Here is a 20,800-nt window from a genome sequence, read left to right as displayed (position 1 = left end):
CTTAGAGGCCGCCCTTCCCTGCCTTCTTGTCTTTCTTTGCCTGTCGCTTTTCTTTAGCGCTCTTGGAGGCGGGAGTCTTGCTGCTCCGGCCACCCTTGTCTTTACTAGCCATAGCGGACTCTCCAACTTTCTGTTGACCTCTTGACCCAGACCGACCTTAGGCTCCCGGCTCGCTGCAAAACTCAAAACGACCACCGCCCCAGAGAGAATGAAGCGACTGGCCCTAACTCCAGGGATACGGCGAGTTGCTCTCCGGATGCAGATTGCCCAAGGCGTACCGGCTGTACCGGAACGGCTCCAACAGGGCCTGCGTGGCGCCGCAGAGTTCCTTGGCCACCAGTGCGCCCAACCCGATCATCTTGAAGCCGTGGTTCGAGTCAGCGATCACGTAGACGTTCTCACAGAAGGTGTCCAGCACTGGAAAGCTATCCGGGGTGAACGCCCCGATCCCGCCGGATGGCACCTGACTCATCAGGTGGGCCTTGCCCTCGAACCGTGACTGGCAGTGCGACAACGCAGCGGCCCACACAGCCCGGAAGTCTTCGCCGACCACGAAGTCCGGACTGGCTGGGCCGTAAGGATCGATGGCCACGTCACGCCATGGCTTGTCGACCGGGTAGGGCATATAGCCGCCCTGCACCCCACCGAAGTTGAAGTCGGGCTTGTAGTACACGCCCCACTTGCCATCTACCAACAGGTTCCCATCCTCGTCATGCAGGGGTGCGTCGGCATCCACATGGACGACCGGCGGCATAGTCCCGGCGTTGTTCATCAGGTAACCGGGATCGACGTCCAGCGTCCCCTCTTGGAGGGCCCAGAACTTCCAGGTCGGCACGGTGTGGGTGGAATCGCCGGACACGATGTCGGTGGTGTCAGGCAGGTCCAGCATTTCCCACAACTTCGGTACCCACGGCCCCGCGGCGGCGACCACATGGTCGACGGCGACCATGCCCCGGCTGGTCACCACGTGCGTCACGGCACCACCGTTGACGGCTAGTTCGGTGACCACGGTGTCGGACACGACATTGACGCCTTCGGCCTCCACCTTGGCCAGCAGTCCGTTGACGGTGGCCATGTTGTGGGCGTAGCCGCCCTTCTTCTCGTGCAACACGCTGCTAACACCGGTGGCACGCCAGTCGTCGAAGATGCCCAGCATGTGGTCGCGGGTGGCATCAACACCGTCGATGAACTCCGACTCGTATCCAATGGCCTTCTGCTGCTCGTGGATTGTCGCCACGTCCTCGCTCATCTCGTCATACGAAATCTGGAGGTAGCCGACCGGGTGATACTCGAAGGCCTCAGCATTGGCGTCCCACACCTCGACCGAATGAGCCATCAGCTCGCGCATGGCGGGCTGGAAATAATTGTTTCGAACCACGCCGCAGGCGATGCCCGACGGACCGGCACCCGCCGCGGACTTCTCAATGATGAGGATGTCGTCACCACTGCCGGCGCCACGGGCCTTCAACTCGCGGGCCAGGTGCCAAGCAGTGGACAGGCCGTGGATACCGGCACCGATAATGCAGTACCGGACCGACTCGGGAAGCTTGCCGGTGGTGCTCATGGGGTACTCCTGTTGCTTGGGTGCCACCGAGTCAGCGGCACCGATCCATCACGGGTCGGACATGACCGGACCCGCCGACAGGTGTCGACGGGTCCGAATCAGAGATTTTCTTCGGTGATCGTCCCGCCGGCGAGCTAGTGGGCCGGCGGCTCCCAGCCTTCGAGAACCGGCGCCTTGTAGTTGTCGCCCACCGACTTTGAGTCGGCGACCCACGGGCCGAGCTCCACCTGGTGGAACTTGCAGTGCTTCTCCTTGAGCTGGATGCCGTAGGAGTTCCCCGAGATGAGGTGTCTCATGAGCACCTTGCGGGCCAACTCGTCCCCCCGACCTTCCGGGATGTCGAAGTAAATCTTCAGGAAGGCGTTGGAGTTCCGATCAAACACCGCGGGGGTGCCGTCCTCCTCCAGTAGGTGGATGTCCTCCAACCAGTTCAGATCCTTCCCCGGCGTCAACTCCATCAGGTCAAGGTCCTCTACCAGCGAGACGTCCTCCTGGTAATCAAACCGCTTCCCGGCCAGGGTCTCGGCATCGATGGCGACCGTGTGCTTCACACCCATCGTCAGTTCCTCCCGCTCTCTGCGAGCTGCTTGGCCATCATGTCCTTCATCTCCTGAAGCGCACGCTCCTCACTGACTCCCGGGATGTAGGTGGTCCCCGCCAGCGGCACCTTGGCCATGGCCGACGCCTCATGGGTGAGAGCAGCCAGATCCTCAGGCTCGAGGCTGTGGATGTCGGTCTTGCCGCAGGCACGGGCCAGCAACTGGACCTCCATGGTCAATGTATGGAGGTAGTTGTAGACCCGCAGGGCGGCCTCGTCGACGTCAAGGCGTGCCCGCAGCTCGACGTCCTGGGTGGCCACACCCACTGGACAGCGACCGGTGTGGCAGTGGTAGCACTCGCCGGCAGGCACTCCGATGGTGCCCTCATAGTCAGTGACACCCTCGATGTGCTTGTTGCAGTTCAGGGCCATCAGGGCAGCGGTACCGAGTGCCACTGCCTTAGCGCCCAGAGCCAGGCACTTGGCCACGTCACCACCGTTGCGGATGCCGCCGGCCACCACGAGGTCGACCTCATCGGCCAGGCCCACGTCCTCGAGCGCCCGCCGAGCCTCGGGGATGGCGGCCATCAACGGGATGCCCGTCTCCTCGGTGGCGAGGTGTGGACCAGCACCGGTACCTCCTTCGGCGCCATCGAGATAGATCGAGTCAGGACCGCACTTGGCGGCCATCCGTACGTCGTCGTACACCCGTGACGAACCCAACTTCAACTGGATCGGTACCTGGTAGTTGGTGGCCTCACGGATCTCCTGGATCTTCAGCGACAAGTCGTCAGGCCCAATCCAGTCGGGGTGGCGAGCCGGAGAGCGCTGGTCGATGCCAGCGGGCAGCGATCGCATCTCGGCCACCTGCTCGGTGACCTTCTGGCCCATGAGGTGTCCACCAAGGCCGACCTTGCAACCCTGTCCAATGAAGAACTCGATCGCGTCGGCCAGCATCAGGTGGTGCGGGTTGAAGCCGTAACGGCTCTGGATGACCTGATAGAACCACTTCGTCGACAGGTCCCGCTCGGGCGGAATCATGCCGCCCTCACCGGAGCATGTCGCCGTGCCGGCCATCGAGGCGCCCTTGGCGAGTGCCGATTTGGCCTCGATAGACAACGCACCGAAGCTCATGCCGGTGATGTAGACGGGAATGTCCAACTCCAACGGCTTGGCGGCAAACCGGCCGCCGATGACCGTCTTGGTCTCGCACTTCTCGCGATAGCCCTCGATCACGAAGCGGGTGAGCGTTCCAGGAAGGAACACCAACTCGTCCCAGTGTGGGATCTTCTTGAATAGTGAGAATCCCCGCATCCGATAGCGGCCCAGTTCAGCCTTCACGTGGATGTCGTTGATGACCTCCGGCGTGAAGATCTTGCTCTTGCCGATGACGTCGGTGGCGGCGTTGGTGTCCACCACCGGCGTGTCCACGCCCTTGATGTCGTTCGCTTCTGGCATCGCCTGTCCCTCCTAGAGAACGAGTTTGCGCTCGGAAGGCTCCAGCGCGTCGTAGTTGTGGAGCACCTTGCCGCACTCGAACTTCTTCAGGTCCGGCGGGGTACCGAGGTCGTAGATCTCGAACTTCCGGTTGATGAACTCGACGTCATCGTCGTTCATCTCGCCGGGCACGCAGTCCACGCCGAGCGAGGCCACGTTCCCGCCGACGTAGATGATGCCGTCGTACATCGAGTCGCCCAGGCCGTCGTTGACGTTCCCGCAGATGATCTGGCGACCACGCTGCATCATGAAGCCGGTGTTGATGCCGGCGCTGCCCAGAGCGATGATCGTCCCGCCCTTCTGGTCAATGCCCGTCCGGGCGCCGACGTTGCCCTTCACGACCAGGTCTCCACCGCGCAGGGCGGCTCCGGTGAGCGAGCCCGCCGGGCCTTCGACCACGACCGATCCGGACATCATGTTCTCGCCCAGCGACCAGCCGACCCGGCCGTTGATCTGGACCTCAGGTCCGTCGATCAGGCCACAGGCGTACCAGCCGGGGCTGCCCTCGAACGTGATGTTGCAACGCTTGAGGATGCCGACGCCGAGGGAGTGCTTGGAGCCGGGGTTCACGATGGTGACGGTGTTGACACCCTCGTCGTAGACGATCCGCTTGAGTTCCAGGTTGATCTTCCTGGTGGTCAGATCGGTAGCGTCGATGACGGCGCTGTCGCCGTCGATCTCAGCGGTCATCGGCGGCTCAGGATCCGGCTCGACCAGACCCCGGGCGTCGTAGATAACCCCACTCTTGGTGTTCATACCTGCCACGTCAGGACCTCCCGCTCGAACGGATCGCGGCTCTCGACCTCACGACCCATCAGCGCCCGGATCGCCATCTCCTCGGAGGCCATGACGACCAGGTCGTCGGTCTCCATGAGCACCAGCGGCTTGGCCGCCATCTCGTCCTTGGCCACACCCAACTCGTTGCCGGTTGCCACCAGGTAGGTGAATACGCCGTCAAAGTCATCAAGGCTGTGCTTCATGGCCGTTTCCAGCGGCATGCCGTTTTCCAGTTGCTGGGCCAGGTAAACGGCAATGATCTCCGAGTCGCACTCGGACTGGAACCGGTGGCCCATGCGCTCGAGACGACGGCGCCATACGTGGTAGTTGGTGAGCTGTCCGTTGTGCACGACCGATACGTCGGCGAACGGGTAGGCCCAGTAGGGGTGAGCGCTGGCCAGGTCCACGTCTGACTCGGTCGCCATGCGTACGTGCCCGATGCCATGGGTGCCCTTCAGGTTGTCCAGCTGGTACTGCTCGTGGACCGACTCCGCGTCACCGAGGTCCTTGACGATCTCCAACGAGTTGCCCAGCGAGAGCACCTCGCAACCGTCGATGTCCTCCAGATAGTCGGCCAGCGGCTTCAGGTCACCGCCGTACCGGATGGTGGCCCGGAAGGCGTAGCCGCCGGACTCGGTGTGGATGGTGGCCAGGTCTGCACCGACCTTGGCCAGGCGGGCCTCGACCTCGGCCCGATTGCGCTCCATCTTCTCGTCCATGCCGAAGCCACCGACCTCGTTGGGCTCAGCCAGCATGAACCGTACGACGACCAGGTCGTCGGGCGGGCCGTACATGGCGTAACCGGTGGAGTCGGGACCCCGGTGCTTCATGGACTGGAGCATCGCGGTCAACTCGGCGCCGATGTCGGCCGAGCCGTCGCGATGGATGATGCCGGCGATGCCACACATAGGGGTCTCCTGATCTCTCGTATCGCTCTGTGGTCTGTTCCGTATGACTTAGGTCAGGGCCCGAAACAGACTCCCGGGAATTGGCCCTACGGCAGAATGTCGAGGTATTCCTCGACGTCCCAGTCAGTCACGGTGTGCATGAAGCGCTCCCACTCGTCGCGCTTGTAGTGCTCGAACACCTTGAACATCTCTCCGGGGAGAGCGCTCTTGACGACCTCGTCGGCCCTCAGAGCATCCAAGGCCTCGCCAAGGTTCATCGGGATCTTCTTGACTTCCTTGCCTTCTTCCATGGCCTCGTAGATGTTGCGCTCCTCAGGCGGGCCGGGATCCAGGTTGCGATCCATCCCGTCATCCATGGCCTTGATGAGGGCAGCGAAGGACAGGTAGGGGTTGACCGCCGAGTCGACCGAGCGGTACTCGAAGCGGCCCGGAGCGCTGATGCGCAGCGCGGTGGTGCGGTTCTGGAAGCCCCAGTCGGCGAAGACGGGTGCCCAGAAACCGGTATCCCAGAGTCGTCGATAGGAGTTGACGGTTGGTGAACCCAAGCAGGTCAGCGCATTGAGGTGCTCCATGATCCCGCCAATGGCCTTCATCCCGATCGCTCCGGGGATCTGCGGGTCGTCACCCTCGGGCATGAACTTGTTCTCGCCACCCTCGTCGGGCTCGCCGGTCCACAGGGAGATGTTGTGGTGGCAGCCGTTGGCCGACACGCCCACGAAGGGCTTGGGCATGAAGCAGGGGAAGGCACCGAGTTCTCTACCGACCTGCTTGCAGATTTGGCGGTAGGTGGTGAGCCGGTCGGCGGTCAGCTCGGCCCTGTCGAAGTTGAAGTTGAGTTCGAGCTGGCCCGGAGCGTCCTCGTGGTCACCCTGGATCATGTCGAGGCCCATGGCCTCGCTGTACTCGACCACCCTGTGGATGAGCGGCTGGAGCTCGGCGAACTGGTCGATGTGGTAGCAGTTCGGCTTGGTCAGGCCCTCAACGGTGGGCTTTCCGTCGGCATCAGCCTTGAGCCACATCATCTCGGGCTCGGTCCCGGCACGCAGGTGGAGGCCGGTCTTCTCCTCGAACTCCTTGTGGATGCGCTGGAGGTTGCCGCGACAGTCCGAGGTGAGGAACATCCCACCGTCGACCTCTTCCTCACGACCCCGGAACAACGTGCAGAAAACCCGAGCCGTCTTGGGGTCCCAGGGGAGCTTCATAAAGGTGTCTACTTCGGCTACGCCGACCAACTCGCGGGACTCCGGGCCGTAACCGATGTATTGGCCATGACGGTCGACGAACAGGTTGGCCGTGGACCCGTAGACCAACTGGAAGCCCTTGTTGGCGATGGTACCGAAGTGCTTAGCCGGGATGCCCTTGCCCATGATGCGCCCGGTCACGGACACGAACTGGCAGTAAAGGTACTGAATGCCCTCTGCCTCGATGCGCTTTTGGACCTCAGCGACCTGCTCGGCACGCCCCTCTGCCTCGATGAAGGCCTGGATGTCGGTCATGGTCTCCCCCTGGCGCCCGAGGGCGCATCGCTAGTGACGGTTTCGCTAGAACGTCGACCCCCTCGGGAAGAGGGCCCGAGCCCGGGGTCACGCTTCCCGGACCGGCGTACCATACCAATCAACTACAGTCCCTGCCAGTGAAATCTTTCGTGTGAGTGGAGGACATCTACGCTCACGGGGGGTGGGGCGGAAGCCGCCGTCCAGACACTTTGTTCGGTGTCATGATCGGGATCGGATCCAACGGAACCTGCGCCCTAGGTACAACGGAGAGCACGAAATGACGATCACAATGGCCGAAAGACCTCGGCTTCTCATGCCGGGGATGGCCGGCCTAGCGCCCGGCGTGGAGCGCTACCGGGTTACCGGCGGCGCGGTAACCGCGGTGCTCCTAGGCGCAGGCGACCGGTTGCAGATCATCGATCCCGAGGGTTGCCAGCCCGTCGAGGTGGCCGCGTTCGACCGGGACGGCAACTCCGACCCAGGCTTGCTGGGCGATCTGCCCCATGGTGCATCGGGTGCCCCGGCAACGGGCATCACAGCGATCCTGGCCGCCAACCAGCATGACGCCCAGCGGGTTGCCGACGCGCTGGCCGCCAAGGGCATCGACCTCGCTACGGCTACTGCCGTTCAACTGTTCGCCCCCGATTCCCCTTCCGGCCTGGAAGCCTGGTTGACCGCCACGGCCGACGTGGTCTGCGTCATCGGCGTGACCGGCGGGAAGATGCTCCCCCACGAGCAGAACCCGCCCACCGACATCATCGCCTTCGTTCACCGCACCGCCCCCCCGGTACCGGGCCTCGAGGTCCTCCCCACGCCACTAGCCGACCAGAATCAGGATCTCCGAATCGACGCGGCCACCGCCCGGGTCTACGAGGTGAAGGCCGGCGAGTTCATCCAGGTCATCGACGTCGAGGGCCGGGAGTGTTCCGACTTCCAGTGCTTCGACGCCGCCCGTCTGGACGGTGGCGTGGAAGCCGCGCTGGACGCCACTATCACCCGCAGCCTCATGGGCGCCAGCTACCCCATGCCCGGCCTGTTCGCCAAGTACTACTCGCTGGACTTCCAACCGATGGTGGAGGTCGTCCACGACACGGTGGGGCGCCACGACACCTTCAACACGGCCTGTAACCCCAAGTACTACGAGGACATGGGCTACCCGGGCCACGTCAACTGCAGTGAAAACTTCAACCGGGTTCTGGCCCCCTACGACATCGCTCCCCGCCGAGGCTGGGAGGCCATCAACTTCTTCTACAACACCAACCTGGACGACGCGAACCAGCTCTACTTTGAGGAACCGTGGTCCCGACCCGGCGACTACGTACTCTTGCGGGCGCTGACCGACCTGGTCTGCGTCTCGTCGGCCTGCCCATGCGACATCGACGCCGCCAACGGCTGGCAACCCACCGACATCCACGTCCGGGTGTACCCGGCGACCAACACCTTCAAGAAAGCCACGGCCTTCCGCATGTCAACAGATTCCGACCCCGAACTGACCAAGGAGACGGGATTCCACGCCCGAACCTCGGAACTCACCCGCAACTTCACGGAATACGCCGGCTACTGGTTGGCCAACAGTTACACCAACCATGGCCCCCTCGACGAGTACTGGGCCACCCGCCAGAAGGCGGGGATCATCGACCTGTCGCCGCTGCGCAAGTACGAGGTCGTAGGCCCCGATGCCGAGCTCCTCCTCCAGACATGCGTGACCCGCAACGTCCGCAAGCTGGCCGTCGGCCAAGTCGTCTACACGGCGATGTGCTACGACACCGGAGGAATGATCGACGACGGGACGATCTACCGCCTCGCCCAGGACAACTTCCGGTGGATCGGCGGCAGTGACTCCAGTGGACTGTGGCTCCGGAAGCAGGCTCAGGAAATGGGCCTCCACGTCTGGGTACGTGACGCCACCGACCAGTTGCACAACGTGCAGGTCCAGGGGCCGCTCAGTCGGGAGATCCTCTCGGAGGTGATCTGGACCCGACCGGACCAGGCTTCGATCGACGAGTTGGGCTGGTTCCGCCTCTCAGTGGCCCGCATCGGCGACGAACACGGCATACCGATCGTGGTTTCCCGTACCGGCTACACCGGTGAGTTGGGATTCGAGGTGTTCTGCCACCCATCGGACGCTCCGGAGGTGTGGGACGCGATCTGGGCCGTCGGCCGCCCAAAGGGCCTCACACCCTTGGGCCTCGAGGCACTCGACATGCTCCGCATCGAGGCCGGCCTGATCTTTGCTGGCTCCGAGTTCAACGACCAGACCACTCCGCTGGAGGCAGGTATCGGCTTTACCGTGCCTATCAAGACCAAAGAGGACGACTTCATCGGTCGTGACGCGCTGGTTCGCGGCAAGGAACACCCCCAGCGCACCTTGGTCGGATTGGAACTCTCAGGGGACGAGCCAGCCGGCCCCGGTAACCCGATCATGATCGCCCGCCAGCAGGTGGGTACGATCACCAGCGGAACCCGTTCACCCATCCTGGGGAAGAACATCGCTCTCGGCTGGATGGCCGTCGAACACGCTGAGATTGGTACCGAGGTCGAGGTGGGGCAGATGGATGGCCACCAGAAGCGCCTCCCGGCCACCGTGGTGCGCTTCCCGCACTATGACCCCGATAAGGAACGCGTGCGGAGTTAGTCCAGGAATCGGACCCGGAACAGTTCCCGGTCGACTTCGGTCGGCCAGTCCCGACCAAGGATCAGCCCTGCCGCCAGTTCCCCGAGCGCCGGAGCACACTTCGCCGCGAACCCGTTCCCGCCGATTGCGCAGTAGGTCCGGCCCTTGACCTGGTCGCCCAGCAGATCGATGAACGGAAAGCCACTAGGCGTGTAGGTGGTGACGCACGACGTGGTCCTGCGCCCCATGTCACGGAGCCCGGGAAGCAACCCTCCCAAGATCCGCTCAAGCCTCAAAGCCACTACAGGGTCACCGTCGGTCCGGAACCAGGCAACCAACTCGGCTGCCGTAGCCCGCACATGGTCGTCCTCTGGTACCCCCACCTTGAGGATGTGACGGTCCTCCGAACCAGGAGGGTGTCCGACAAGATGGTCACGCACGGGAGGCGTCAGGTAGAAGTCGTCGACTGGGTCGGGGAACTTACCGATGATGCTGGGCATGCCGGCCAACCTGTCGACCTCGGCAGCATCCAGGTGGACAAGCAACTGGGTGTGTAACGCGTACTCCAGGTCCAAGCCGGCCGCTGGGGACTTGCCGTACCCGGAGAATGCACCGGTAGCCAGCAGCACGCGGTCGGCGGCGATGACGCCCATGTCGGTGGACACCGAGACCGGGCCGACCGCTCCCTCGAGGACCGAGTCAACAAGGGCGACCACTTGGGTGGCCCCGGCAGCCACCGCGGCGGCGGTCTCGGAGGCTACGTGGGCCCGGGGGTCCACACTGCCCGCCGGTGGTGGCTCCCACAGGGTCTCGCACTCATCAGGGAGCGAGAGAAACTCCATGCTCTCAATTGCTTCGGCTGCACCACGTCGTTGGCAACACAGCCCATACCGGACGTCGGCTTCGGCCAGCAGGTCGATACCGGCAGGCGAGTCCACCCAGAGGTGGCCCACAGGGTTGACGGGGTCGATGCCGGTACGGGCTGCCACTTCCGTGAACTGGCTGACCGACCGATAGCCCAGCCACGCCCGGACCGGATCCGGATCGATAATGCGACTCACCCGGGCGACGTCATGGTGACTGCCGAAGACGCCCCCATGGGTCTGTCGATCGGTCGGTTCGGCCTGACCGACGAGCACCACGTCGCAGCCGGCGTCGGCTAGGTGTCTGGCCGCCGATGCACCCAGCATGCCGGCACCAACCACCGCCACCTCACAGCGACGCTCCCCCGTCACCGGCTCTCCATCATCGGCCCATCGTCGCTCATGAGAACCTCCGACGCCAACAAAGCCACCTATCTACGGGGCATTCTCCCGGATGTCGGCCAGCAGGTTCCAGACCAGAAGGCCGACGGCCACAGAGGCCGCCAACGCGCCAAGCAGCGGGCCGAGGCTCTGGAGGCCTACGTCATCCTCAAACCACTGGCGCCAGAGGACAGCGGCGGAGAATCCGGCGGCAAACCACGCCAAACGGCTACCAAGCCGGATCATCACGATCGTCACCACTGCGGTGAGGACGATCACCTGACCGTCGCCGACCTGAACGCCCCTCAGCGTGCGGTCGTCCTCGACGGTCCAGGGCAGGAACGACGAAATGACGACGATGGCGGCGGCCACCTCCGCAACTCGGAGGCGCACCGCCGCCGTCATTCGACTGCTTCGCCTACTGCTCGTCAGGGACTAGCAGGACATCGCCCATGTATCTTCACCGCACGTGGGGCCACTGACGACGTTCACAGCGATGATGACGAACACGATGCACGCGAGCGACAGGATCAACATCCCACGCTCGTAGGACTTCTTGTGCGTGTGGTTCTCCTTGAACTCAATCTGCTTTCCAGCCATCTCACTCACCTCCCATCGATGTGTCCCGGGCCGCCAGTCGGCTGGCCGCATGCTTGAGGTTCCTGTCCTCGGTCCTGATCAGGTGGATGAAGCTCAACACGAAGGCTGCGATGCCCAGACCAGTGAGCACAAAGATTGCACTCTCATTGTCGGCCCAGGTGAAGATCGCACCATTCGCTTCTAGCGCCTCCGTCCAATCGGCGTAGGGAAAGGTATCCATATCGATTCACACTCCTTTCAAACTGAACTGTCGATGTCGTTGTCTGCCGCCTCACGCAGGGCCCGCGACTTGCGCGTTGCCCAAATGCCCGCCGTCAGCACGACGGCGTACATCAGCGCAATGGCCCCGATGAGTTCCAGCATCAATCAACCTCGGATGATCTGACTGGCGGCATGAGCAAGTACCGGTCCGGCTGGTACCTCAGTGCCATCGGCTTCCACGATGACCTCGGTGGTGCCAGCGAAGTCCGGGTAGAAGTCCCCACCGAACTCGGCGACGTCGAGACCCTCCAACTCCACCTCGGGCGGCACCCGAAGCAGGTTCGCCTGCTTCAGCAGCCACGAGATGATGTAACCGGAGAGGAACGCCAGCGGAAGGAGGGCGGCTATGCCGACCAGCTGGCCCAGGATGGTCACGGTGATCTGGTTCCCAGCGCCCGATGCGGCCGGGTAGCCGCTGGCAAAGACGCCCATGAGCAGGACACCCAGGAAGCCCGTCCAACCGTGGACGGCGACCGCCCCGACGGCGTCGTCGACCCGCATCTTCTCCTGCTGCCAGGTACCGATCCACACGGCGAACGCCGCGCCCAGCATTGCCAGCAGGTAGGTCAGCGAGGGCGCGTAGACGTCCGCACCGGACGACACGGCGATCACGCCAGCCAGGCCACCGGACAGGGTCCAGAACGGATCACCCTTCGAGCAGATGTAACCGCTCATGAAGCCACCAGCGAACGCGATCGTGATCGTGAACGTGATGGCACCCAGCGTGGTCGGGTTGTAATAGATGTTGTTCCAACCCGGAGCCTCACCCGGCAACACCGCCAGGCAAGCCGCGTAGAAGGCATAGAAGGCGGTGAAGATGATCATGAGGCCCATGAGGGTCATGTGGAGGTTGTGAGGCTTGAATGCCCTGGCACCCCCGTTGTCATCGAACGCACCGATCCGCGGTCCCAGATTGAACAACACCCCGAGGGCGAAGAGCCCGGCAATGCCGTGCACCACTCCCGAGGCTGCGAAGTCGTGGAACCCGAAGTGGATGACCAGCCAGCCGTGCCAGCTCCAGCCCCAGGCAGCGCCGATGATCCACACGAATGAACCGAGGAACACGGTGAGTATCAGGTAGGCGGTGACCCGAATGCGCTCGATGGTCGCTCCCGACATGATCGAGCCGGTGGTCCAGGAGAACAACAGGAACGCCGCCCAGAAGACGGCCAGCACGTGGTCTCCGATGTTCGGGCCCATTAGCTCGCCCCACGGGTTGCCCCAGGTGCACTCTGCGCCGTGGACGGCATCGCCGACCGTCGGGATGAAGCCTTCGGCCATGCACAGGTAGGTCCACCACCCGGCGTAGTAGAAGGCCGGCGTAACCACGGCGATGGTCATGATGTTCTTGATCGCCGTCGACATGACGTTCTTTCGGCGACTTACCCCGGCCTCGTAACACATGAAGCCGACGTGCAGGAACCACATGAAGACCACGGTGACGAAGTAATAGTTCTCGATGAAGAGGTCATCACCCATCATTGGATCCTCACCTCCCCACCCGGACTGCGTACTGACATGGACATTCGTCCTCCCCTTAGCTACTGGCGCGCCTTACGGCACGGGTCTGAAATTGGGTCGATGCCGGTCCCAACTCGCCCACCCGGGAGCTGTCATTCACATCTACCACTGGTATGACGAGGGTCACAGTAACAGTAGGTAACGATCCGTGCTGGGAAAAGATTCTCCTCAGAGGAAAGTGAAAGTAGAAGGAGTTCCGGCGTGTCAGTAGTCGACGTGGACCGCTATGACGTCGCCGGTGCCAGCGTCCACCTCGACCGCTGTCCTCCGTTCGAACCCGCCCTCGCCGTCAGCAGCCGGGATCCAGAACGTGACCCCCCAAACGGCCCGTGGCGGAAAGCCCTTTTTGCCAAGTTCGGCATTGATCTCCTCGGGTACGAAGTCGATCTCGGCACGAGCGATACGAACCGCTTCGTCCCCTGATACGGAAGTTCGACCGAGGCACCCGCCCAGGTAGCCGCCCACCACGACCACGAACAAGACGATGAATACCTTTGACGCCATCGACCACTGCCTAATGGGGGTCACCGTTCTCTCCGTTCGTTGACTGCAACCCAGGCCCTAAGAGCCAGGTAGCCGAGAACATGGGTCATACCGACCACCGAGATCCACCAAAGGGTTAAGCGTCGGTCAAAGCCCTGCTGACGCGCTTCCCAGAACGTCAGCCCGATGGCAGCCAGCAGCAGCAGAAAGAGGAAGCCGCTCTGATGGGCCCCGAGGAGCCAGAGAACTCCCACGACTACTACTCCCCCGCCGGGAAGACCTTGACCGACATGAACCGGACCGGGAGATCCACCAGTCTCACCGGTCCGTGGGCCACCTCGCCGTGGATCTGGATGGTGTCGCCGGCTGCAAGGCGATAATTCTTGGGCCCATAGCCGTATTCCATGGCTCCCTCCAGCATGTGAAGAAATTCCACGCCTTCGTGCTGAAATAGTGGGAACACCTCGTCGCTGGACTCCAGTGTGACCATCATCGGCTCGATGATTCGAGTCTTGCCTCGCAGCGATCCGAGGTCCTCGTATACGTGGCCCTCGCGAGTTCCCTCGTGGAGGATCTCCATGCGTTCGCCTTCCCGCACGATCACCACATCATGCTCCTCGTCGAGTCCACGGAAGAAGGCCGTAATGGGCACACGGGAGGCATGGGCCAGTCGCGTCAGGGTCGACAAACTGGGAGAGGTCTGCCCATGTTCGATCTTGGACACCATGCCCAGGGAGATCTCAGCCGTTTCGGCGAACTGGGCCATGGTCAAGCCGAGCGCACGTCGAGCGTCTCGCACACGCTCCCCCACGACCCGGCACACGTCGTCAGACGAAAATACATGCCCAACCTCATCATCCTTCTGGATCATCGTTGTGAGCCTTTCGTCCGGACCGCTGCCTAATCCCGATGCTAATGAGAACCCTTCACGGTAGTGGTAAAACCCACGCGAGTAGAAGGCTGGCAGCCAGACTTCCCAGCCGGTCGAGGCGGCAGACAACACGACCGCTCTCTTGGCCGGTGCAGCCGTCCTACGCTCCGGAACGTGTCTCCAACCAACTGGTCCAGCCAGCCTGACCAGCCCACGGGGTCCGACAGGACTACGCCGCCCACCATGTATCCGGTCGGGGCATCAATCACGCTGGACGACCTGGCGGGCGACGTGCACCCCCACCTGGCCCGACTGCGTGCCACCGAACCCGTGTCGTGGCTTCCGGCCCTTGGAGGTTGGCTGGTCACCGACCGAACCTCAGCACTCGAGGTGCTGAGAGACGCAGCCACCTACACCGTCGACGACCCACGGTTCTCGACGGCCCAGGTGGTCGGACCGTCGATGCTCTCCACCGACGGCGACGAGCACGCTCGCCACCGGACACCGTTCGCCCCGCCGTTCCAACAGGCCGCCGTGCGAGAAGGCTTCGAGGATTGGACCGGATCGACAGCCCGGCAGCTGGTAGAGACACTGGCCACAAGGCCCGAGAAGCGAACTGCTCCACGGGCCGACCTCCGGAGCGAATTGGCCGGACCGCTGGCTGTAGCTGCCATCGCCCGGGCGCTCGGACTGGTCGACGCCGATCCCGACCGGGTGCTGGGCTGGTACCGGGCCATCGTGGTCGGCGTTGAAGGGGTGAACGCCGGGCTTGAGGTGGGAGACGACACCCGGCGGGCGGTGGCCGACCTGAGGGCCGAGGTGGACCGGACCGTGCGAGAGGCCGCCGGATCGATGCTGGCCGGAGTGGCCGGAGAAAGTTCACTGACCGCCGACGAAGTCTTCTCCAACACTGCGGTGCTCATGTTCGGAGCCATCGAGACCTCGGAGGGGATGACAGCCAACGCGCTGGCCCACCTGCTGACCGACCCCGACCAGACCGATGCCGTACGCAGTGACCGGTCCCTGGTTGCCGGTGCTGTGGAGGAGTCGCTGCGTATGGAGCCCGCTGCGACACTCGTGGACCGCTACACCACCGTCGAGGTGGTTCTCGGAGACGCACTCATACCGGCCGGCGACCTAGTGACGGTTTCGTTGGCCGGCGCCAACCGCGACCCGGAAGTGTTCCCCGAGCCCGACCGTTATGACGTGCGCCGGGACAACGCCCGGCTCCAGCTGGCTTTCGTGAAGGGACCGCACGTGTGCCTGGGCCTGCATCTAGCCCGCCTGCAGACGATCGCCGCGGTGGATGCCGTACTCAACCTGCTCCCCAACGTGCACCTCGACCATGCGTCACCAGACGGGGGCTTCGAGCCTGCTCGGGGCCTGGTGTTCCGCAAACCGGCACGGGTTCCCGTGAGCTGGAACGCCTCGGGTAATGCCCGATGAGCCCAGCAACCGGCGAACCATCCGAGCCCTCGTGCGTGCTGGAAGTGCGGGTGACACCAAAGGCCCGCCGCACCGACTTGCGTCTGGTGGACGACGTGATCCGCGTCCGGGTGGCCGAAGCCCCCGAAGACGGTAAGGCAACCGAAGCCGCCCGCCGCTCCCTAGCCGCGGCTCTAAACCTCCGTCGACCAGCAGTCGCCCTCGAATCAGGCGGCACCTCGCGCACAAAGCGCTTTCACGTCACCGGACTCACTGAAGACGAGGCACGCTCCCGGCTAGCCAACTGACCGGTTGACGAATCAGGGACGTCCAATGAGTTCCCGCAGGGCTTCGATATCTACGCCCAAAGTGGCTGCTGCTCCGGCAATATCGGGCGGTGGAGGCCCTAGAGCGGCTTGGAGTTCGGCAACGGTCACGCCGAGAGCCTCTGCCGCCACCGTCAAGTCGGGTGGGCCACCGGGGCCATCACCAGGAACACCTGCGCCGGGATTACCGACCGGTCTACCTGCACCGACACTCACCTCACCGTTCAGGCAGCGACCTACGTACGGGTAGTCATCGGTGATGACGTACAAGTACTCGTCACCGATCGTGATGCCGTTGCAACTATCGAGCCCACCACTTCCCTCGTTGTAGACCCAGTCAGAGGTATAGGTGCCGTCAGGGCTTGTTCCGCCGATATCGACCGCGTTCCCGGGGGGAAGGCTGAGTACGCAATCCGCGCCAGTGCGATCTGCCGTTGTCAACTCATAGCCGGACTCATAAGTACCGGCTTTTGAGTAGTACATCAAAAAGCCGTCAGCAGCGAAACCCACAAGAACGAGATCGTCGCCGTGCTCATAGGCCTCCACCAGGAGCTGAGAGACACCGTGATAGTGGTACTCGCCTGTCGGTTGAACGTGAGCATTGTTGAAATCAAACCCGAGGTTGTAGATGTCCTGAAACGCCTCAACCCGGAAGGTCTCACCGGTTGCACACGTAACAGTCTCCGCAGTGCCAGGCTCAAACTTCACCCCATTGACCGCAACACCTGTGACGCTGACACCGGTAGCAGTACCCGTGTAGATCGGTTCGATAGCGAACTCGTAACTGGCGTCCTGCTCAGAAATGGTGTTGGGATTCCCACTATTGGGAAAGTCGCCAGTCGCATGATCGGGCAGCGCATTGCTGTCGATGATTCGAACCGAACCGTCGACGACCACTGTCACCATCGTGCCGAACTCTTCGTCAACCAGGGTGTACGAACCCAAATACTCGGAACCGGTAGCCATGGTCTTTTCCGCAGGTGCGGTGGTGGTAGTCGTCAAGGCCGGAGCCTGAACCTGAACCGCAGTCGTGGTGGTAGCCGTCGTAGCCGGGGCCTGAGCCGTAGTCGTGGTGGTAGCCGTCGTAGCCGGGGCCTGAGCCGTAGTCGTGGTGATAGCCGTCGTAGCCGGGGCCTGAGCCGTAGTCGTGGTGATAGCCGTCGTAGCCGGGGCCTGAGCCGTAGTCGTGATGCCACCGCACGCGGTAGCCAGCAGAAGCACAACCAGGACAACAAAGCGCTTCGCTGTCATATTTCTCTCACTTCATCCTCTTCCGCACAGGGATTCCGAGTTGAGATTCCTCGGCTTACCGGCACAGGAACTAACAACGGGCATCCACTTCATACAGTCTTGGCTGACCGTCCAAACGAGGCGCAACTGCTGAACTGGTCCAGACCATCTGAGCTAATTCTGAAATTGGTCCGAACTACCGTTATCCAACTGGGTTTCGTTCCAACTCCCACACCGCTTAAGGCTGGGCCGCCCGAATCATGGACGGACGGTCACAGGCTCTACGGTGACTGTATGGCCCAGGCCGAGCGGCGGGCCGGAAATGGAGCAAGACGATGGGCGCCGACGGCACCTGGAACGTAACCATGAAGACCCCTATGGGCGATCAGGCGGGAACGCTGACTCTCGCCACTGATGGCGGCACTCTCACCGGCTCGATGTCTGGGCCACAGGGTTCGATGGAGATCGAAGACGGCACGGTCGACGGCGACACCTTGTCGTGGACGGTGAACATGACGTCGCCCATGCCCATCAAGGTCGAGTCCACAGCCACGGTCAATGGCGACTCGATCACCGGGGAGGCCAAGCTAGGAGCGTTCGGCACCGCCTCATTCAGCGGTACCCGCGCCTGACCCGGCAAGTAACCCCCACCAACGGGACGACTGACCATCAGGTCCGTCGTCGGGTGGCCCCCTCCCACCAGTCGCGCGGTCGAAGTCTCCTGCCATAACCCAGGCGATCGTGTAACCAACCCATCATCCGGCGTAGTCGAGTGGCGGCCAACCGCCGACCCAGACGGTTATGCCACTTTGAGAAGTTCTTGTTGTACGGGCAGACCCGAATGCAGATCATGCAGTCGCTGACGATCTGGGCCCAGTACGAAAAGCACTTCTCTCCGTCGGTCGTCCACTTTCGAACACCGCCGATCGTCGACCGGTTCAACTTCACCGATGTCGGCGACCCGTCGGTGATTGCTCCCGGCGGACACGCCTCGGTGCAACGGCGACATGATTCGCAGAACTCCGTCACCCCAAACCGGGACGGTGAGTCGTGGTGTAGCGGGGCATCGGTGAAGATCTTTCCGAAGCGAACCCGTGGACCGAACTCGGGAGTGATCACCAGTCCGTGACGTCCGTACTCGCCAAGCCCAGCTTGGATTGCGAGCGGTATGGCCAGAGCGGTGTCGTTGAGGCTCGGCACTGCCCGGTAGCCGAGGTTTCGAAGCCACTGCGCAGTTGCCAAGAGGACCATCACGTCCTTGGAGTACCCAAGTCCGGTGGCCGCTCCGGACAAGGCCGACGGCACGGTGTCGACCAGATCGTGGTCCATGGCCTGACCCACCACGATGACATTGTCCAGGTCCTCGTCCAGACCCAACGGTCGACCCTCGTTGGCACGGCGGGCGTACCGCTCGCTGTATAGCCACCGGTCGTCGTTGGCACAGATCCCAACCAGATCGGCCCCGAACACGGTGGCCACCTGTTTCACGGTGGCTGACGCCTCAACCGGTGACCCCAGATCGAAGCGTTCGTCAGGCCCGTCGCGTAGTTGACTCAACGGACTTAGGAAGCCGTCACGCAGGTCATCGGCGTCGTGCATCTCGGAGAACACCCCGACTACGTGCCAAGCGGCGTTGCGGATCGCATAGTCGCGTTGCCTGAAGCCGGCAGCGTTGCGCCACTCAAGGAGGTCCTCCCGATATGAACTGAAGAACCGACGGGCCTCGTCGGTGGCGATCTCCGGGTCCCAGAAAGCCCGGTTGAACACGTCATCGACCTGGCTGAACCGTTCGAAGTCGTCCAGCACCTCCCAGGATGGCCCCTGAGGCCGACGCCCCCGGTAAAGGCCTACTGGGACCTCGCTTCCTGCGTCGGCGGTGCCGACTTCGGACCCGGTCACTCCGGCGACCAGAGCCCCTCGGCAATCAGGTCGGCCTGGACCTCAATGATGCCCTCGCGCAGAGTTTCGACCATCCAGTCGATCTGCTCGACGGACAGCACCAACGGGGGCGACATCACGTTCAGGTGGGCAATGGGTCGGACGATTAGCCCTCGCTTCTCACAGGCGTCGGCCACCCGGTCGCCCACGTGGACCGACGGGTCGAAGAGTTCCTTTGTCTCCTTGTTGGCCACGTTCTCTACGCACTGCATGAAGTGGCTGCCCCGGACGTCGCCGACGATCCCCAGGTCCGCCAGCGTCGCCAGTTGCTCACCGAAGTACGGGCCGACCCGCTGGACGTGCCCGCAAATGTCCTCGCGTTCGAGGATGGCGATGTTCTCGAGTGCAGCGGCGCAGCACACCGGGTGACCCGAGTAGGTGAACCCGTGGGCGAAGACCGACCCCTCGGCCTGTGGAACGCTGATCACGTCGTAGATCTCGTCGGAGATGATGGTGGCCGACAGCGGGGCGTACGCCGAGGTCAGGCCCTTGGCCGACGAGATGATGTCGGGCACGATCCCGAAGGCGTCTTCGCTGGCGAACATGTGGCCGAGGCGTCCGAAGGCGGTGACCACCTCGTCGGATACGTAGAGGATCCCGTACTCGGTGCAGACCTCGCGCATGCCCGGTAGGTAGCCGGGGGGCGGCATGAGCACGCCGCCGGCACCCATGATCGGTTCGGCGAAGAAGGCGGCCACGTTCTCTGGGCCAAGACTCTCGACCTTGGCCCGAAACTCGGCAACCAGTTGTGCCCCGTACTCCTCCGGTGTGGTGTCCTCGGGTCGTCGGTACAGGTCGGGCCCCGATACCCGCTGGATGAGCGGCTCGCCGATGACGTCGAAACCAATGTGGTCGTACTCCACGCCGGTCAACGACATGGCCATGTAGGTGGACCCGTGGTACCCGTTGGTGCGGGTGATCAACATTTTCTTCTCGGGCTTGCCGAGCATGTTGAAGTAGTAGTGGATGAGTCGCACCGCGGTGTCGTTGGCCATCGACCCGCCGGAGCCGTACAGCACGTGGTTCAACGGCCCCGGGGCAAGGCGGGCCAGCACTGACGACAACTCGGCCACAGGAATGGTCGTGTGGTGTCCGAACGACGAGTAGTAGGTCATTTTCGTGGCCTGGTCGGCCATGGCCTGGGCAATCTCGCTTCGGCCGTATCCGGTGTTCACGCACCAGAGTCCACCAATGCCGTCGAGGTAGCGGCGGCCGTCGCTGTCATAGATGTAGGCGCCCTCGGACTCTGCGACAACGAGTGATCCCTTTTCGTGAAAAGTGGCGAAGTCGGTCCACGGGTGGACGAAGTGGTCCTTGTCCTTCTGCCAGATGTCCTGGGTGTCGTAGGAGGCGAACCGAGCGGCCGCCTCGGCATCGGCGGCTACTGAGATCTCACGTTCGATAGTCATGGCGTTCCCTCCTGGAATAGGCCGCAGCCCACGAGCATCACCGACGACTGTCCCGATGCCTAATCCGGCCCCTCTGGTACCTCCCACAGCCTGCCATG

General features: G+C 63.2%; 23 protein-coding genes. 4 read left to right on the top strand and 19 right to left on the bottom strand.

What is annotated here, in order from left to right; translation table 11 throughout:
* Positions 1-223: 223 nt before the first annotated feature.
* From QF777_10030 to QF777_10005, 6 genes are all read right to left on the bottom strand, one after another.
* A complete protein-coding gene (locus QF777_10030; protein MDP6911886.1) occupies positions 224-1,564 on the bottom strand; it encodes an FAD-binding oxidoreductase in 1,341 nt (446 codons plus the stop codon).
* A 134-nt stretch (positions 1,565-1,698) separates the two neighbouring features.
* Positions 1,699-2,121 (bottom strand): hypothetical protein, encoded by a 423-nt coding sequence (locus QF777_10025; GenBank protein ID MDP6911885.1) that lies wholly within the window; start codon positions 2,119-2,121, stop codon positions 1,699-1,701.
* A gap of 2 nt (positions 2,122-2,123) precedes the next feature.
* Positions 2,124-3,560 (bottom strand): FMN-binding glutamate synthase family protein, encoded by a 1,437-nt coding sequence (locus QF777_10020; GenBank protein MDP6911884.1) that lies wholly within the window; start codon positions 3,558-3,560, stop codon positions 2,124-2,126.
* A 12-nt stretch (positions 3,561-3,572) separates the two neighbouring features.
* Positions 3,573-4,355, bottom strand: coding sequence for a hypothetical protein (locus QF777_10015; protein MDP6911883.1), 783 nt, complete (start codon positions 4,353-4,355; stop codon positions 3,573-3,575).
* Positions 4,352-5,284 carry a class II glutamine amidotransferase gene (locus QF777_10010; GenBank protein ID MDP6911882.1) on the bottom strand — a complete coding sequence of 311 codons (933 nt, stop codon included), beginning with the start codon at positions 5,282-5,284 and terminating at the stop codon, positions 4,352-4,354. The genes QF777_10015 and QF777_10010 overlap by 4 nt, the downstream gene beginning before the upstream one ends.
* An 86-nt stretch (positions 5,285-5,370) precedes the next feature.
* Positions 5,371-6,780 carry a glutamine synthetase family protein gene (locus tag QF777_10005; protein MDP6911881.1) on the bottom strand — a complete coding sequence of 470 codons (1,410 nt, stop codon included), beginning with the start codon at positions 6,778-6,780 and terminating at the stop codon, positions 5,371-5,373.
* A gap of 322 nt (positions 6,781-7,102) precedes the next feature.
* Here QF777_10005 and QF777_10000 point away from each other — a divergent pair, with 322 nt between their 5' ends.
* A complete protein-coding gene (locus tag QF777_10000; protein MDP6911880.1) occupies positions 7,103-9,415 on the top strand; it encodes a DUF1989 domain-containing protein in 2,313 nt (770 codons plus the stop codon).
* Here the strand turns inward: QF777_10000 and QF777_09995 are convergent.
* The 9 genes from QF777_09995 to QF777_09955 all read right to left on the bottom strand — a co-directional run bounded on the left by QF777_09995 (position 9,412) and on the right by QF777_09955 (position 14,374).
* On the bottom strand, positions 9,412-10,629 hold the full coding sequence (locus tag QF777_09995; GenBank protein MDP6911879.1) for an FAD-binding oxidoreductase: 1,218 nt from the start codon (positions 10,627-10,629) through the stop codon (positions 9,412-9,414). The two genes, QF777_10000 and QF777_09995, sit on opposite strands and share 4 nt — an antisense overlap.
* Before the next feature lie 63 nt (positions 10,630-10,692).
* Positions 10,693-11,043, bottom strand: coding sequence for a hypothetical protein (locus QF777_09990; GenBank protein ID MDP6911878.1), 351 nt, complete (start codon positions 11,041-11,043; stop codon positions 10,693-10,695).
* A gap of 30 nt (positions 11,044-11,073) precedes the next feature.
* Positions 11,074-11,238, bottom strand: coding sequence for a hypothetical protein (locus QF777_09985; GenBank protein ID MDP6911877.1), 165 nt, complete (start codon positions 11,236-11,238; stop codon positions 11,074-11,076).
* A gap of 1 nt (position 11,239) precedes the next feature.
* A complete protein-coding gene (locus tag QF777_09980; GenBank protein MDP6911876.1) occupies positions 11,240-11,458 on the bottom strand; it encodes a hypothetical protein in 219 nt (72 codons plus the stop codon).
* A gap of 17 nt (positions 11,459-11,475) precedes the next feature.
* Complete coding sequence (locus QF777_09975; protein MDP6911875.1) at positions 11,476-11,601, bottom strand: hypothetical protein; 126 nt, start codon at positions 11,599-11,601, stop codon at positions 11,476-11,478.
* 3 nt (positions 11,602-11,604) lie between these two features.
* The gene (locus tag QF777_09970) at positions 11,605-12,978 is read right to left on the bottom strand and encodes a hypothetical protein (GenBank protein MDP6911874.1); all 1,374 of its coding nucleotides are present in this window, start codon (positions 12,976-12,978) and stop codon (positions 11,605-11,607) included.
* Between the two features lie 246 nt (positions 12,979-13,224).
* Positions 13,225-13,524, bottom strand: coding sequence for a hypothetical protein (locus QF777_09965; protein ID MDP6911873.1), 300 nt, complete (start codon positions 13,522-13,524; stop codon positions 13,225-13,227).
* Positions 13,525-13,544: 20 nt separating this feature from the next.
* Positions 13,545-13,757 carry a hypothetical protein gene (locus QF777_09960; protein ID MDP6911872.1) on the bottom strand — a complete coding sequence of 71 codons (213 nt, stop codon included), beginning with the start codon at positions 13,755-13,757 and terminating at the stop codon, positions 13,545-13,547.
* Positions 13,758-13,762: 5 nt separating this feature from the next.
* Positions 13,763-14,374 (bottom strand): XRE family transcriptional regulator, encoded by a 612-nt coding sequence (locus QF777_09955; GenBank protein ID MDP6911871.1) that lies wholly within the window; start codon positions 14,372-14,374, stop codon positions 13,763-13,765.
* Positions 14,375-14,548: 174 nt separating this feature from the next.
* Between QF777_09955 and QF777_09950 the strand changes: the two genes are divergently transcribed.
* A complete protein-coding gene (locus QF777_09950; protein MDP6911870.1) occupies positions 14,549-15,820 on the top strand; it encodes a cytochrome P450 in 1,272 nt (423 codons plus the stop codon).
* Entirely contained in the window at positions 15,817-16,107 is a 291-nt protein-coding gene (locus tag QF777_09945) for a DUF167 domain-containing protein (protein ID MDP6911869.1), read from the top strand. Before QF777_09950 ends, QF777_09945 begins: the two co-directional genes overlap by 4 nt.
* A gap of 12 nt (positions 16,108-16,119) precedes the next feature.
* Here the strand turns inward: QF777_09945 and QF777_09940 are convergent, their stop codons facing one another.
* Together QF777_09940 and QF777_09935 are read right to left on the bottom strand one after the other, a co-directional pair.
* Positions 16,120-17,091, bottom strand: a complete 972-nt coding sequence (locus QF777_09940) for a YHYH protein (protein ID MDP6911868.1) — start codon at positions 17,089-17,091, stop codon at positions 16,120-16,122.
* Complete coding sequence (locus QF777_09935) at positions 17,048-17,326, bottom strand: hypothetical protein (GenBank protein MDP6911867.1); 279 nt, start codon at positions 17,324-17,326, stop codon at positions 17,048-17,050. Before QF777_09935 ends, QF777_09940 begins: the two co-directional genes overlap by 44 nt.
* 394 nt (positions 17,327-17,720) lie before the next feature.
* On the opposite strand from QF777_09935, the gene QF777_09930 reads away from it, so the two are divergent.
* Entirely contained in the window at positions 17,721-17,987 is a 267-nt protein-coding gene (locus QF777_09930; GenBank protein MDP6911866.1) for a hypothetical protein, read from the top strand.
* A gap of 37 nt (positions 17,988-18,024) precedes the next feature.
* Here the strand turns inward: QF777_09930 and QF777_09925 are convergent, their stop codons facing one another.
* Together QF777_09925 and QF777_09920 are read right to left on the bottom strand one after the other, a co-directional pair.
* Positions 18,025-19,254: a reductive dehalogenase domain-containing protein gene (locus QF777_09925; GenBank protein ID MDP6911865.1), complete on the bottom strand. Its 1,230-nt coding sequence runs from the start codon at positions 19,252-19,254 to the stop codon at positions 18,025-18,027.
* Entirely contained in the window at positions 19,251-20,702 is a 1,452-nt protein-coding gene (locus tag QF777_09920; protein ID MDP6911864.1) for an aminotransferase, read from the bottom strand. The genes QF777_09925 and QF777_09920 overlap by 4 nt, the downstream gene beginning before the upstream one ends.
* Positions 20,703-20,800: the final 98 nt, after the last annotated feature.

The organism is Acidimicrobiales bacterium (assembly GCA_030747595.1).
Taxonomy (GTDB): domain Bacteria; phylum Actinomycetota; class Acidimicrobiia; order Acidimicrobiales; family MedAcidi-G1; genus UBA9410.
This window is presented reverse-complemented; position numbering and strand designations above follow the sequence as displayed.

What these genes read in the sequence shown, in the direction of transcription:
- QF777_09945 (MDP6911869.1), top strand. Translation starts at nt 15,817, where the DNA reads ATGAGCCCAGCAACCGGCGAACCATCCGAGCCCTCGTGCGTGCTGGAA.
- QF777_10005 (MDP6911881.1), bottom strand. Translation starts at nt 6,780, where the DNA reads ATGACCGACATCCAGGCCTTCATCGAGGCAGAGGGGCGTGCCGAGCAG.
- QF777_09955 (MDP6911871.1), bottom strand. Translation starts at nt 14,374, where the DNA reads ATGATCCAGAAGGATGATGAGGTTGGGCATGTATTTTCGTCTGACGAC.
- QF777_10030 (MDP6911886.1), bottom strand. Translation starts at nt 1,564, where the DNA reads ATGAGCACCACCGGCAAGCTTCCCGAGTCGGTCCGGTACTGCATTATC.
- QF777_09990 (MDP6911878.1), bottom strand. Translation starts at nt 11,043, where the DNA reads ATGACGGCGGCGGTGCGCCTCCGAGTTGCGGAGGTGGCCGCCGCCATC.
- QF777_09930 (MDP6911866.1), top strand. Translation starts at nt 17,721, where the DNA reads ATGAAGACCCCTATGGGCGATCAGGCGGGAACGCTGACTCTCGCCACT.
- QF777_10025 (MDP6911885.1), bottom strand. Translation starts at nt 2,121, where the DNA reads ATGGGTGTGAAGCACACGGTCGCCATCGATGCCGAGACCCTGGCCGGG.
- QF777_09920 (MDP6911864.1), bottom strand. Translation starts at nt 20,702, where the DNA reads ATGACTATCGAACGTGAGATCTCAGTAGCCGCCGATGCCGAGGCGGCC.
- QF777_10015 (MDP6911883.1), bottom strand. Translation starts at nt 4,355, where the DNA reads ATGAACACCAAGAGTGGGGTTATCTACGACGCCCGGGGTCTGGTCGAG.
- QF777_10010 (MDP6911882.1), bottom strand. Translation starts at nt 5,284, where the DNA reads ATGTGTGGCATCGCCGGCATCATCCATCGCGACGGCTCGGCCGACATC.
- QF777_09975 (MDP6911875.1), bottom strand. Translation starts at nt 11,601, where the DNA reads ATGCTGGAACTCATCGGGGCCATTGCGCTGATGTACGCCGTCGTGCTG.
- QF777_10000 (MDP6911880.1), top strand. Translation starts at nt 7,103, where the DNA reads ATGGCCGGCCTAGCGCCCGGCGTGGAGCGCTACCGGGTTACCGGCGGC.
- QF777_09965 (MDP6911873.1), bottom strand. Translation starts at nt 13,524, where the DNA reads ATGGCGTCAAAGGTATTCATCGTCTTGTTCGTGGTCGTGGTGGGCGGC.
- QF777_09985 (MDP6911877.1), bottom strand. Translation starts at nt 11,238, where the DNA reads ATGGCTGGAAAGCAGATTGAGTTCAAGGAGAACCACACGCACAAGAAG.
- QF777_09980 (MDP6911876.1), bottom strand. Translation starts at nt 11,458, where the DNA reads ATGGATACCTTTCCCTACGCCGATTGGACGGAGGCGCTAGAAGCGAAT.
- QF777_09940 (MDP6911868.1), bottom strand. Translation starts at nt 17,091, where the DNA reads ATGGCTACCGGTTCCGAGTATTTGGGTTCGTACACCCTGGTTGACGAA.
- QF777_10020 (MDP6911884.1), bottom strand. Translation starts at nt 3,560, where the DNA reads ATGCCAGAAGCGAACGACATCAAGGGCGTGGACACGCCGGTGGTGGAC.
- QF777_09970 (MDP6911874.1), bottom strand. Translation starts at nt 12,978, where the DNA reads ATGGGTGATGACCTCTTCATCGAGAACTATTACTTCGTCACCGTGGTC.